Source organism: Solibacillus merdavium, from assembly GCF_014836935.1.
GTDB classification, from domain to species: domain Bacteria; phylum Bacillota; class Bacilli; order Bacillales_A; family Planococcaceae; genus Solibacillus; species Solibacillus ferritrahens.
Genome location: NZ_JACSPW010000018.1, coordinates 22,412 through 35,276 on the forward strand (window position 1 = coordinate 22,412; position 12,865 = coordinate 35,276).

General features: G+C 38.1%; 11 protein-coding genes and 1 riboswitch. Of the genes, 2 read left to right on the forward strand and 9 right to left on the reverse strand.

Annotation, left to right across the window (positions count from 1 at the left end):
• Positions 1-148 precede the first annotated feature (148 nt).
• A complete protein-coding gene (locus H9632_RS15890) occupies positions 149-1,606 on the reverse strand; it encodes an amino acid permease (RefSeq protein ID WP_191705054.1) in 1,458 nt (485 codons plus the stop codon).
• A gap of 94 nt (positions 1,607-1,700) precedes the next feature.
• A riboswitch (Lysine riboswitch) is annotated at positions 1,701-1,881 on the reverse strand.
• Between the two features lie 146 nt (positions 1,882-2,027).
• Here H9632_RS15890 and H9632_RS15895 point away from each other — a divergent pair.
• Complete coding sequence (locus tag H9632_RS15895) at positions 2,028-3,227, forward strand: CynX/NimT family MFS transporter (RefSeq protein ID WP_191705055.1); 1,200 nt, start codon at positions 2,028-2,030, stop codon at positions 3,225-3,227.
• Positions 3,228-3,288: 61 nt separating this feature from the next.
• The gene (locus H9632_RS15900) at positions 3,289-3,843 is read left to right on the forward strand and encodes a restriction endonuclease (protein WP_191705056.1); all 555 of its coding nucleotides are present in this window, start codon (positions 3,289-3,291) and stop codon (positions 3,841-3,843) included.
• A gap of 61 nt (positions 3,844-3,904) precedes the next feature.
• Here the strand turns inward: H9632_RS15900 and H9632_RS15905 are convergent, their stop codons facing one another.
• From H9632_RS15905 to H9632_RS15940, 8 genes are all read right to left on the reverse strand, one after another.
• Positions 3,905-4,960 carry a nitric oxide synthase oxygenase gene (locus tag H9632_RS15905; RefSeq protein ID WP_191705057.1) on the reverse strand — a complete coding sequence of 352 codons (1,056 nt, stop codon included), beginning with the start codon at positions 4,958-4,960 and terminating at the stop codon, positions 3,905-3,907.
• Between the two features lie 264 nt (positions 4,961-5,224).
• Positions 5,225-6,751 carry a tripartite tricarboxylate transporter permease gene (locus H9632_RS15910; RefSeq protein WP_191705058.1) on the reverse strand — a complete coding sequence of 509 codons (1,527 nt, stop codon included), beginning with the start codon at positions 6,749-6,751 and terminating at the stop codon, positions 5,225-5,227.
• A 19-nt stretch (positions 6,752-6,770) separates the two neighbouring features.
• Positions 6,771-7,235, reverse strand: a complete 465-nt coding sequence (locus H9632_RS15915) for a tripartite tricarboxylate transporter TctB family protein (RefSeq protein ID WP_191705059.1) — start codon at positions 7,233-7,235, stop codon at positions 6,771-6,773.
• A 231-nt stretch (positions 7,236-7,466) separates the two neighbouring features.
• Positions 7,467-8,486 carry a tripartite tricarboxylate transporter substrate binding protein gene (locus H9632_RS15920; protein ID WP_191705060.1) on the reverse strand — a complete coding sequence of 340 codons (1,020 nt, stop codon included), beginning with the start codon at positions 8,484-8,486 and terminating at the stop codon, positions 7,467-7,469.
• 179 nt (positions 8,487-8,665) lie between these two features.
• On the reverse strand, positions 8,666-9,355 hold the full coding sequence (locus H9632_RS15925; RefSeq protein ID WP_191705061.1) for a response regulator: 690 nt from the start codon (positions 9,353-9,355) through the stop codon (positions 8,666-8,668).
• A 6-nt stretch (positions 9,356-9,361) separates the two neighbouring features.
• The gene (locus H9632_RS15930; protein ID WP_191705062.1) at positions 9,362-10,945 is read right to left on the reverse strand and encodes an ATP-binding protein; all 1,584 of its coding nucleotides are present in this window, start codon (positions 10,943-10,945) and stop codon (positions 9,362-9,364) included.
• Between the two features lie 232 nt (positions 10,946-11,177).
• Entirely contained in the window at positions 11,178-12,377 is a 1,200-nt protein-coding gene (locus H9632_RS15935) for an RtcB family protein (RefSeq protein ID WP_191705063.1), read from the reverse strand.
• Positions 12,374-12,637 carry a hypothetical protein gene (locus tag H9632_RS15940; protein ID WP_191705064.1) on the reverse strand — a complete coding sequence of 88 codons (264 nt, stop codon included), beginning with the start codon at positions 12,635-12,637 and terminating at the stop codon, positions 12,374-12,376. Before H9632_RS15940 ends, H9632_RS15935 begins: the two co-directional genes overlap by 4 nt.
• Positions 12,638-12,865 lie beyond the last annotated feature (228 nt).

Here is a 12,865-nt window from a genome sequence, read left to right on the forward strand (position 1 = left end):
TTCACTTAATAGACACTCTCCCTTACATATTCGTCACTTCGTTCTCCTTAATGTCCACTTTCAAAACTAATTAAATTAAACAGCACAAGCTCCATTCACTCCACAAAAAAAACGCAATGAAAGCTGATGCTAACATTACGTTTTAATCTTATTTATTTGATAAATCACAGTCCATTAAAGGAACGATTTTTGTTTTATGTTTTACCTTATAGAAAATCCATAATGAAGCAAATAACGGTAAGCCGATGTATGAAACAACAACGCCATACCAGTCAATTGTCCCGCCCATAAAGGCCATATAGTTTTGACCAAGTACAACAATCATACATAATGCAAAGGCAAACAGCGGGCCGAATGGGAAGAATTTTGATACATATGGTAAATCACTTAATGACTTTCCTTGTGCGACATATGCGCGACGGAAGCGATAATGACTAATCGCAATACCGAGCCATGCAATAAAGCCGGACATACCTGAAGCGTTCAATAACCAAATATATACGACACCATCGCCAAAGAATGAAGCTAAAAATGCTAGTGAACCTACTGCTAATGTAGCAAGTAAGGCATACATCGGAATGCCGCGCGTCGTTACTTTCATAAACAGTTTTGGTGCTTTGCCATCTACTGCTAATTGATAAAGCATACGACTTGCTGCATAAAGACCTGAGTTCCCTGCAGAAAGCATTGCTGTTAAAATAATCGCATTCATAACAGATGCTGCAAATGCGACACCTAAGTTTTCAAATACTAATGTAAATGGACTTGTCGCAATATCTTCTGATAAAAGGCGTGAATCTGTATATGGAATAAGTAATCCAATTGCGCCAATAGCGAAAATGTAAAACAGTAAAATACGCCAAAACACTGATTTTACCGCCTTTGGAATGTTTTTTCCTGGGTCGTCTGTTTCACCTGCTGTTACACCAAGCATTTCCGTACCTTGGAATGAGAAACCAGCTGCCAAGAAAATACCGAATAGTGCCAGGAAGCCCCCGTTAAATGGTGCATCTCCTGCAAAAAAGTTCGTGAAGCCCACCGGGTCATTCCCACCTAAAATTCCGAAAATCATTAAAAAGCTGACAATGATAAATACAATAACCGTTGCAACTTTAATCATCGCGAACCAATATTCTGCTTCACCAAAAGCTTTTACAGATAACAAGTTAAACGTTAATACGACCGCTATAAATAAAAGCGTCCATACAATCGACGAGCTGTCCGGGAACCAATATTTCATAATTAATGAAACGGCAGCAATTTCCGCCGCAATCGTAATTGCCCAGTTGTACCAATAGTTCCAACCAAGCGCAAATCCTAATGCCGGGTCTACAAATTTCGTTGCATACGTACTAAACGAACCTGATGTCGGCATATAAGCAGCCATTTCACCTAATGACGTCATTAGGAAATATACCATAACCCCGATTAATGCATATGCGAGCAATGCCCCACCAGGACCTGCCTGTGCAATGGCACCACCTGATGCTAAAAATAGTCCTGTACCAATCGTTCCACCTAACGAAATCATCGTAACATGGCGGCTTTTTAATCCTCTTTTCAGCTCGTTTTTATTGCCGAGCTGATCTATTTTAATTTCACTCATGATTATAAAACTCCCTTTTTGTTTTGTTCGGTGAAGTGTAAAAAGAAAAACCACCACAAGTTTTTGTGATGGTTATAATTACACCTCATCAAACTTGAAAGATAGCTCAACACATGCTTACACATGTGACAGTTCTGTTCCTTATCGGAGACAGCCCCAGCGTTATATTTAAGAAGAAAAATAACACTTCGGCAATCATTCCTTTCATAAAGCTTCACAGATTCTTCTCAATCTCCGCTATACTAATTTTAATGATTGCGACCTCTACCCCATACATTTACATGAGGTAATATATTTAATTGAAATAATGATTATTAGTCTAACATAATATTTTTTTGATGGCAACGCGTTGATATTTTTCAGTTTTTTAAGATTATTCTCACTATTCAACGGCGTTGTTGCAGGAAAAGGAGCCTCATTCATGAATGAACAAAAAATAAACCAAAACAGCAAAAAAATACTATCGAATAAACCACTTCTCTTTTTTATGGTTGCTGTATTCCTATTCGCTACTACTTTACGTACACCAATTACTGTAGTAGGTCCAATCATTTCTTTTATTCGGGATGGCCTCGGCATCTCAAACGTTCTTGCAGGATTTTTAACAACTATTCCGTTAGTCGCGTTTGCTATTGTTTCTCCTTTTGCACCACGCATAGCACGTAAATGGGGTATGGAATGGACTTTATTTTATTCAGTAATTTTACTTTGTATCGGAATATTACTACGTTCAGTAGGTGAAACAACACTTCTGATTGGAGGAACAATTCTTATAGGGATTGCCATCGCTTTTGGAAATGTTCTTATTCCGAGTTATTTCAAATGGAAATTCCCGCTGCATATCGGCTTGTTAACAGGGGTGTATTCCGTATCGATGAATATTTCTTCCGGACTTGCAGCTGGCTTTAGTTTTCCGATTGCCACAAATGCAGGCTGGCAAATGGCTTTAGGCTTTTCGATTGTTTTAGGTGTTCTGACATTAGTTATATGGATACCGATTTTGCGAACACCAAAAGTGGACTTGCATATGTCGACATCACAGACAATGAAAACGCAGATGTGGAAATCACCGCTCGCTTGGGCAGTTGCAGGAGCAATGGGCTTTCAATCTTTTTTATTTTACTGCTCTTCTGCATGGCTGCCAGAAATTTTTGTTAGCCAAGGTTTGGATGCTACCGCGGCCGGTTGGATGGTTTCTGTTATGCAATTTGCACAAATTCCGATGACGTTTGTTATTCCAATTATTGCAGGGAAGCTCATTTCACAGCGTCCAATCGTCATTTTCTTTACGATTTGCTACTTAATTGGCTTTACTGGTGTGTTGATGGAATGGACAAGCCTTGCGATTTTATGGATGATCTTTTTAGGTTTTGCAGGCGGAGCTTCATTTGGTTTAGTATTGATGCTGTTTTCACTACGTACAGAAACTGCTTACGATGCAGCCGAGCTCTCCGGCTTTGCGCAATCAATTGGCTATTTAGTCGCAGCTGTCGGGCCTGTTCTATTCGGTTATGTACATGATTTGACGAATAGTTGGTCCATGCCTCTTCTGTTATTTATTTTGATTTCAGTTTTGTTATTTTTTGCTTCATTTATAAGCGCAAAGAATCAAACAATCTAGCCAAACGTATGTACCCTTTTATGCTATAATAAGGTGAGTAAATAAAAGGAGTACTGAACTATTGCGTAAAAAAAGAAGACGAAATAAAAAAAGGCTGCCGATTATTCCGTTATTTTTCATTACCTTAGCTGCTGCAGTTGGTTTTAATGCAACGAAAACTTTAGAAGGTATGGGTATTGGAATTATCACTTATTTCGTACTCTATATCGGTTTTATAATTTGGCTGAAAACACGAAAAATAAGAAAGTTACGGAAATCCGGTATTCGAGAAGTCGACCAAATGAGCGGTGAAGATTTCGAAAAGTTTTTAGGAGAATTGTTTAAACGCCGCGGTTTTAAAGTGAGCTATACTGCAACGAGTGGCGATTATGGTGCGGACCTCATTTTGAAGGATGGGAAAGACATCATTGCCGTGCAGGCAAAACGGTATTCCAGCACGGTCGGTGTAAAGGCTGTACAGGAGATTATCGGTGCGGTGAAAATGTATGAGGCAACAGAAGCATGGGTTGTAACAAACAGTCATTTTACCCGGCAGGCCGAAAAACTTGCAGACATTAATGACGTTTATTTAATCGATCGTGATGAATTAATTCAAATCATCTTAAATAAAAGATAGAAGGGTTGTGTTCAGAGTCAATTTGATTTTGAACATAACCCTTTTTTGTAGTGCCGTCCCATTAATATGGCTGCAATTGATAAAAGTAATTTGGCTTTTTGATCGTATTCGCAATCGGCTCGTGATAAATGTCCGTTGTCGCCGGTGATAATGGTGGGATGAGCCATACCCAGTTTCCTGTTACATCACGGCCGCTTGTTTTTTCTTGCTGGCTAAAAAGTTGAAACTGCTGTGCTGCCGTATGATGATCAACTATACTCACTCCAGCAGTTTTATAAGAATGGAGTACCGCGATATTTAATTCTACGAGTGCCCGGTCTTTCCAAAGAGAGACATTTAGTGCTGTATCCAAATCCATTGCCTCGGCGATTTTCGGCAAGAAATTATAACGGTCCGTATCAGCCAAATTACGTGCTCCAATTTCTGTACCCATATACCATCCATTGAATGGCGCAGCTTGGTAGTCTTCTCCTGCAATATTAAAACGCATGCTCGAAATGATTGGGACTGCATACCATTGCATGTTTAGCCTAGAAAAATCATAGTCTGGATGTGTAATAGGCACCTCAAGCACTATTTCTTTTGGTAAATCAAAGAATATTGGCTCGCGGTCATCTACTTGAACTACAAGCGGTAATACATCATAATTTGTTTTTGCACCTTTCCAGCCGAGACTTTCGCAAGTTTTCGTAAACTTTATAGACGTGGAATCCCCAATTACTCCTTCATCTGTTTCATATCCTGCATAGCGAATGAGCTGATGATTCCAAATCCGTACACGATTCGGGTCAAATAAAGTGATTGCTGGCCGAATCTTACCGTTGTTTGTGGCAAATTCAATATGCTTTACAAGTGCTTCGTATATTTCGTATTCATTTAGCAATTGACGCTGATCAAAAACGGTTAAGCTATTCCAAAAAAGCCGGCCGATACACTTATTACTGTTGCGCCATGCAACTCGCGCACCATAAGTAAGTTCCTCGGTCGTTAAAATAAATGCCGGATGCTTAGCTTCCTCTATACGTAACTTTAGCCAGTCATCCGATTGCTTCGTTTCTTGTTTATATAAAGTGAGAAATTCAATTCGTTCTTGTAATTCCTTCGTTGTAGTTGTCATCAGTTCATCTCCCTATTCCTTCATTTTGGCCCTTAAAATAAGGAAACTCAATGAAACAACAACTGATTAAAACATGTATTTTTCATACATGACTAAAAGTGTTCATAATGTCGAGTGTAGGATTATTAAAATCTATTTTATCCGCTCAACAACAGGAGCTAAGCGAGCAGGGTCTTCATTACGAGTTATTTAAAATAAAATAGCCGCCCAAATTCGGACGGCAACTTTTTATTTAAACACGAAATATACTCTAGTAGCTATAGCTCATCCTTCTTCATTAATAATTACATTTTTACCGCGCAACTTCATGAGAATCGGAATTAATATCCATAAAACGGCAATAACTAAAAAGATTAATGAGAGTGGTTTTGCTATGAAAATACTGAATTCCCCATTTGAAATCGTTAAAGCGCGACGCATGTTATTCTCAATCATTGGACCTAATACAAGCGCTAAAACTAAAGGAGCAACAGGAAAATCATTTTTTGCAAAGAAATAGCCTGCAATCCCGCAACCTAATAATAAGAATAAATCAAATGTCGTATATTGAACTGCGTATACACCGAAGATTGAAATAGCAATAATGATAGGTAACAAAAATCTTTTCGGTGTTTGAATAATTTTTGCGAAAACACGAACCAGTGGCATGTTTAATATAAGCAGCATTAAGTTTCCAAGGAACATACTGGCAATTAGGCCCCACGCTACGTCTGGGTGTTCCTCAAACAATAATGGACCCGGCTGAATGTTGTACATGATGAACGCACCCATTAAAATAGCTGTCGTCCCTGATCCCGGGATACCTAATGTTAGTAGTGGAATCATCGCACCACCCGATGCTGCATTATTTGCAGATTCCGGAGAAGCAACTCCGGCAATATTTCCTTTACCGAAAGATTCTGGATTTTTGCTAATCTTCTTTTCTGTAATATACGCAAAGAATGAAGCAAGTGTCGCTCCCGCACCTGGTAGTACCCCTAAGAAGAAGCCAAGGAATGAGCCACGTGCGATTGGTGCTGCACTGTCTTTTAAATCCTTTTTCGTGGGTAAAATACGATCAATTTTTGCGATAGGTTCATCGGCCCCATCCTTCTCAAAAATAGTTTTAAAAACTTCACCTAATGCAAATAAACCTACAGCGACTGTTAAGAACTCAATTCCACTAAATAAAACTGGCTGGTCATATGTAAATCGTGCAATTCCAGAAACGGCATCTATTCCAATCGTTCCTAATAATAAACCGAGAACCGTCATTATTAATGCCTTCGTAATTGATTTACCTGCTAAACCGCTTACCGCTGCCAATCCTAATAGCATAAGCGAAAAATATTCTGCAGGACCAAAATTTATTGCTACTTTAGATAATGGCCTAGCCAATAAAACCAATCCGATTAATGCAATAATGCCTGCAATAAACGAGCCGATTGCCGCAATGGATAAGGCTGCTCCAGCCCTTCCTTGCCTTGCCATTTGATACCCGTCTAACGTCGTAACAACTGAAGAAGATTCACCTGGCGTATTTAATAAAATAGATGTTGTAGATCCACCATACATTGCACCATAATATACTCCCGCTAGTAAGATGATTGAACTAGTTGCAGCCATCTCTATTGGTAACCCTGATGTTAATGTAGCCGTAACAGGAATTAATAGAGCGACCCCACTCATCGGGCCAATTCCCGGCAACACACCTACAGCTGTCCCAATAATTACACCTAATAATGCGAATAAAATATTATGCCATTGAAAAGCAATCGCAAATCCATCTAATAAGTACTGTATCGTTGACAAATCAGCTCCTCCTTTCTATTTAGAGTGGGAATTTAGGTAATGATCCGCCTAACACATTGACGAAGCCGAAGTAAATAATTGCCGAAAATGCTGCTGCCACTATGATAGAGCTAACCCATTTTCCTCGTTCAAGGGTTTGAAAAGAGATTAATAAAAATGCAAAGGTTGTAATTAAGTAACCTAGTTTTTCGAGCAAAAATGCATAAGCAACCGCTGAAATGAAAATAATTAGGAATCGCTTAAAGTTAGAGGATTTGCCCCCTTCTTTCTCTTGAACGATTTTGTACATCGCCTGATGACGAATTGTTTCGAAAAATAGTAAAATACTTAATCCAATTAAAACAATCCCTAATACAAAAGGAAATGTACTCGGGCCAATTTGAGAGCCGTACGCACTTTCAGAAATTTTTTGGGATTCGATAATAATTAGTATTCCTAGCACTAAAAATACAATACTCGCAACACGGTCAAATTTTAAATTCATTCGTTGTACACCTCCTATCAACTACACCTCGGAGTAATTGAGGCTAGATTCCATTTTAGGCCCATATGATGTGGACCAATCAGTCGCTGTCGTACTATAAGATACTTTTAAGTACTCCTCTATCGAATCCGTGACATCCGCCAGGGCTTTATATTCATTAAACCGGAGTTTGGATTCCCGCTAAAGGAAGGAAAAGAAATGTAGGCAAATAAATGCCCACATCATGTAAAATTATTTTTTCATACCTAAAGCTGTTAAAATTTCAGTAATTGTACCTTCTTGTTCTTCAAGGAATTTTGTGAAATCATCACCTGCACGGAAGTCTTGTGCCCAGCCGTTACGATCTAATTCTGCCTTCCACTCCTCTTTTTCATTTAACTCTGTTAACTTTTCAACCCAATATTCCTTAGCTGTATCGGACATATCTTTCGGTCCAAAAATACCACGCCAAATAGTAAACTCTGATTCAATGCCTAAATCATATAATGTTGGAATTTCTTCTAAGCCTTCAATAGTTAATTTCTCTGGTGCTGTAACTGCTAAAACTCGAACGTCTCCGCTTTTTACATAAGCCGTTACAGTTGAAATATCTGTTCCGATCGCATCCGCGTTATTCCCTAATAATGCTGCCATCGCTTCTCCGCCGCCATCATAAGAAACGTATTTTACTGCTTTTGGATCAATGCCGTACTCGAATGCAGGTAAGATTGTAACTAAATGATCCATTGAACCTGGAGCAGAACCGCCAGCCATTGTAAGCGCTGTTGGATCTGCTTTAACAGCGTCTAATAAATCAGTTAACGATTCGTAAGGAGAGTCAGCACGAACAACGATAGCACCAAAATCCTTCGTTAACTGAGCTAAGGGTGTTGTATCTTTATATCCGTAAGGGCTGTTCCCTTCTGCCTTTAAGTTATTAATTAAAATTGGTGGTGATTTTACCATTAACATATAATCGTTTTTAGCTTCTTTTGTTGCGTATGTTGCCATGAATACGGCACCACCACCACCTGGTTTGTTTTCTACTGTTATTGGTTTTTCGATTAATTTTGTTTCATTCATAACTTTTGCAATCGAACGAGATGTTAAATCCCATCCCCCGCCAGCCCCTGATGGTGCTACGATTGTTAAGTTACTTGTTGGATAGTCTTTGTCGCCTGATGATGTCTCCTCACTATCATTACAAGCTGCTAATGTAAGTGTTAACGCTGCTGCTGAAAATAAAGTTAGTAGCTTTTTTTTCATTGTCATAAAAATAGTCCCCCTTCTGTTTCACGCGTTATGTAAGCGTTATCTTAATTAAAAAGGATATTTTGTCTTTTTTATATATAACGTAACTATTATCTTTTATTTTCATAGAGTCCATATTGTTCATATTGTTCACGACATAAAAAAAGAGCATGTCAACAATACGACATACTCCAGTTCGTTTATTTTTTTATAAAGTATCTGCGCTCGGGTCTGCCAACGTAACCGTAAATATGTTCAACAAAGATTACTTTTTCATGCATTAGATGCTCCAAATAACGCCTTGCCGTTGTTCTGCTTATCCCTATTTCATTGCCCAGCTTTTCAGCAGTAATTCCTTCATCGCAATTTTGAATATAGGTTACCACTTTTTCTTTTGTAACAGAATCAATGCCTTTAGGGTTGCTTCCCTTTTCCAGTTCACCAGCGTATGTAAGGTTATTCCACAGTTTTTTTATATCCTCAGCCTGTAAGCGATCGGTTGAGTTCAATATTGTTTTTTTCTCTTTGTATTTGAGAAGGCATTCGTTAAAACGCTGTAATGTTAAAGGTTTTAATAAAAAATCAATAACACCGCTCGCATATGCCTTCTTTACAATTTCAACCTCCGCTGCTGCCGTGATTAAAATAATATCGGTATCCATATCCTTCTTCCTAATATAATCAATTAGTTCTGTCCCCAAATTATCGGCAAAGTAAATATCCAGCAAAATCAAATCTGGTTTTATTGTATCCAGCCAAATTTTTGCTTCTTCAATTGTATGGGACATTCCTATCGTTTTAAAACCTTCAATTTGCTCTAAAAACTTTTCATGTATTTGAGCAATCCGCATATCATCTTCAACGATCAATACTTCAATTGTATTCCCCATACGGACTCACCCCTCTTTTGGAATTGAAAAAATGAATAGTGCCCCACCCAATTCTCCACTTTCAATTGCAATTGAACCATTTAGTTTTTTAAGGTTTTCATTGACAATATACAAGCCATAACCCCGAAGTTCTTTGTCTTTTGTTGATTGCTTTTTTTCAAATATACTGTTGATTACTTGTTGATCGATACCATTCCCTGAATCTTCAATTTCACAAACGACCTCTTTTTCATCTTCGTAAATATAAATTCGCACAATACGTTCTTCTTCATCTAAATGCTCCACTGCTTCAAAGGCATTCGTTACTAAATTCCCCAAAATCGAAATTAGTAGATGCTTTTCAATATGCTGTCCTAATTTCCCGCAAAAACTATCTTCATCTAGTAATAACGTAACCTTCAATTCCTTTGCTCTATTATAAAAACCAATGATTAGACCACAAATAAACGTATCTTGAATTTTTTCGTTTAAAAATGAGATTAATGCGTGATTCCCAAGCCTCTCAGAATGAATCAAGTAGAGAGCTTCATCATACTCCTTCAGTTGAATCAACCCTGAAATTGTATATAAAAAGTTATTGTATTCATGTGTTTGAGCTCGTAACGATTCTATATATTGCTTTACTTGTGACAGCTCATTTGCCACTAAATCTATTTCCTCAAATGGCCTGAAACTTGACACAGCACCGGTTACTTCGCCCTTATTAACAATCGGAACACGGTTTACTAATGTTTTAACGCCATTAATGGTCATCATTCGATCTAATTGTTCATGACCGGAATCCATCACTTTGATTAAGTGGGTATTCGGAATAACTTCACTAATATTCTTGCCTATTTCAGATTCCCCGCTCCTTAAAATTGCTTTCGCAGAGTGATTAATCAATGTAACGGTGCCCTCTCGATCAACCATGATAATTCCTTCTCGAATCGATTCTAATATAGCATTTCGCTCGGACAATATTTTAACGATTTCCTGAGGTTCGTAATCCAATAATTGTGCTTTTGTTTTATTGGAGAAATACTTAGAAAGAATAATTGATAAAACAATCGTAATGGCAAATATTATTATCAAATACTTGGAATAAACGATATTCGCCGAAAAGATATCGGAAAATAAAAAGCCGACTGAAACGACACCAATGATCTCCCCATTCTCATCCTTTACGGGGGCCTTGCCGCGCAACGCTTTACCTAATGTCCCCTCCGCATTTGAAATGTAAGCTTCCCCATCACTAAGCGCTTTGGCATTATCGTCCCCGACCATTTTTTCACCGATTCGTTCTTTTACTGGATGAGCATACCTAACTTCATTCTCATCTCCAACAACCACATATTCGGCATTAATACTCTGTTGAATTTGCAGAGCAATTTTTTGAATTTCCTCAGTTGTTGAAGGTTGCTTCAGTCCCTCTATAATTACTGGGTGCTCCGAAGCGACTTGTGCAGCACCGAGTGCACGCTCACCAATTTCCTTTTCTACGATTTCCCCAATAACAAAATAAGATGAAGCTAAACTTATTACTAAAATCATTACAGCCAGAATGGTATTATACTTGAAAAAACGAAAATTTAATGAGCTTCTTTCCATATGCTATTACCCCTATTTTTGGCAATTATTACTTTAGATGATTATAGCATAAGAATTTTCCCTCAATTCTAATAATTCAACAACCCCACTGCAATTTATGCTAATGAGCTTAGCAGGATGCTTCCGAAAATGAATCAGCCGCTTAGCGCTGAATAATAAGCGGCACCAAGTGGCTAAATTGTCTTTTTTTGAAGTTATCTATTTAATAGAGTACGGCTTAATGCCCAGCCCATTATCTCTTCCATTTATCACTCGCTTTGAAATTATAAACAGGTGTTACACGCTTCTGTATTGTCACCGTTTCACCGATTTGCTCCACGATTTCCTGCATCGGCTTGTAGGCCATTGGTGCTTCATCCAATGTTTCCTCACTGACAGAGGTTGTCCAAATGCCTTTCATCGTTTCCTTGAAATCATCCATTGATAAATTTTTCATCGCTGCAGTTCTTGAATAAATACGACCTGCTCCATGTGGGGCAGATTCATTCCAATCAGCATTGCCTTTACCGATACAAATTAACGAGCCATCTCGCATATTCATTGGGATGACGAGCTTTTCATCCTTTGCAGCACGCACAGCTCCTTTACGCAAAATCATTGCATCAGTATCTATATAATTGTGTACAGAATCAAACTGCTCTGCAAAATCCCACTTCATATGCTCAGCGATCGTTTTCGCAATATGAATACGGTTTTCATTTGCAAAACGCTGTGCCAATTTCATGTCGGCAATGTAATCATCGAATTGATCCCCTTCCAGATAAGCTAAATCTTTTGGGACGAAGGGGTTTTCCTTCTTATACGCTTCTATCATTTTTTGAATTTCTTTGTACTGTCCCGCTTCTTTTAAAGCTTTAATTTTTTCTGTTAAATCTTCGCGCTGTAACGATTCAAATGCGCGCTTTTGATGCCAGTTTGCTACTTTTGCCCCGACATAGCGAGAACCTGTATGAATAAGTAAATAATAGATACCTTCATTATCTTTTGCCAGCTCAATAAAGTGATTACCCCCGCCTAATGTGCCAAGAGATCGGTTCGTATAATCATTTTGTAAGCCGCGTGCAATAAAGTTTTCGTTTGCAAAAAGCTCGTGACTTTCTGGAGTATCATCATGAATTTCATTGCCACTTGGAACGAAATGTCTAATCGTTGCATCGAGCTTGTTAAAGTCCACTGCCCCTGAACCAATTTCAGAAACGAGTACACCACATCCAACATCTACCCCGACCAAATTCGGTACGACATGTTTCTTCAGCTGTATCGTTGTACCGATTACGCAACCTTTACCCGCATGATAATCAGGCATAATACGTACTTTCGTTCCTTCCATAAACGATTGATTGACGAGCTCATTAATTTGCTGGATCGCTGTTTCTTGTGGTGTATTAGTATATATTTTTGCGTTCGTAAATTTCCCGGTAACTTCGATCAATTCTGTTCACGCCTTTCTTTTTTCAACATCAATAGAGCAAATAATATAAGTGTTACTAGCATATAGATTCCGATTAACATGATAGGCGACACCTGTATAATGAAACCGAATGCAACTTCAGATTGTAAAACGAAATCATCTGGCGCGAATTGAGGCCGGTATAAAAAAGTTTGAATAAGACCAAATATAAGTTGAGCTAGAATATAAAGAATAAATAGAAGTAACGCACCTAGTAATGCGGAAATAAATTTACGTTTCAAGATACCACCCCCTTTTTATGAAACAATTGGTAGTATTTACGTGCTGAGAAGATAATAAGTTTCGTTAAACTTTAATGGTGAGGAAAATTTTACCTGTTCAATTTATTCTAAGTAATTGAGCGATATTAGAACTTTTTGGCTGATATTAGAAGGTTCGAAGCACATTTTAGAAGTTCGAGCACTGATATTAGAAAGTTTCAGAGGTTTTTACTATGAAGCATTTATTAG

Excerpts from the sequence above, each read along its gene's own strand:
- H9632_RS15905 (WP_191705057.1), bottom strand. The coding sequence starts at position 4,960 with ATGACAACTACAACGAAGGAATTACAAGAACGAATTGAATTTCTCACT.
- H9632_RS15920 (WP_191705060.1), bottom strand. The coding sequence starts at position 8,486 with ATGACAATGAAAAAAAAGCTACTAACTTTATTTTCAGCAGCAGCGTTA.
- H9632_RS15890 (WP_191705054.1), bottom strand. The coding sequence starts at position 1,606 with ATGAGTGAAATTAAAATAGATCAGCTCGGCAATAAAAACGAGCTGAAA.
- H9632_RS15895 (WP_191705055.1), top strand. The coding sequence starts at position 2,028 with ATGAATGAACAAAAAATAAACCAAAACAGCAAAAAAATACTATCGAAT.
- H9632_RS15915 (WP_191705059.1), bottom strand. The coding sequence starts at position 7,235 with ATGAATTTAAAATTTGACCGTGTTGCGAGTATTGTATTTTTAGTGCTA.
- H9632_RS15930 (WP_191705062.1), bottom strand. The coding sequence starts at position 10,945 with ATGGAAAGAAGCTCATTAAATTTTCGTTTTTTCAAGTATAATACCATT.
- H9632_RS15925 (WP_191705061.1), bottom strand. The coding sequence starts at position 9,355 with ATGGGGAATACAATTGAAGTATTGATCGTTGAAGATGATATGCGGATT.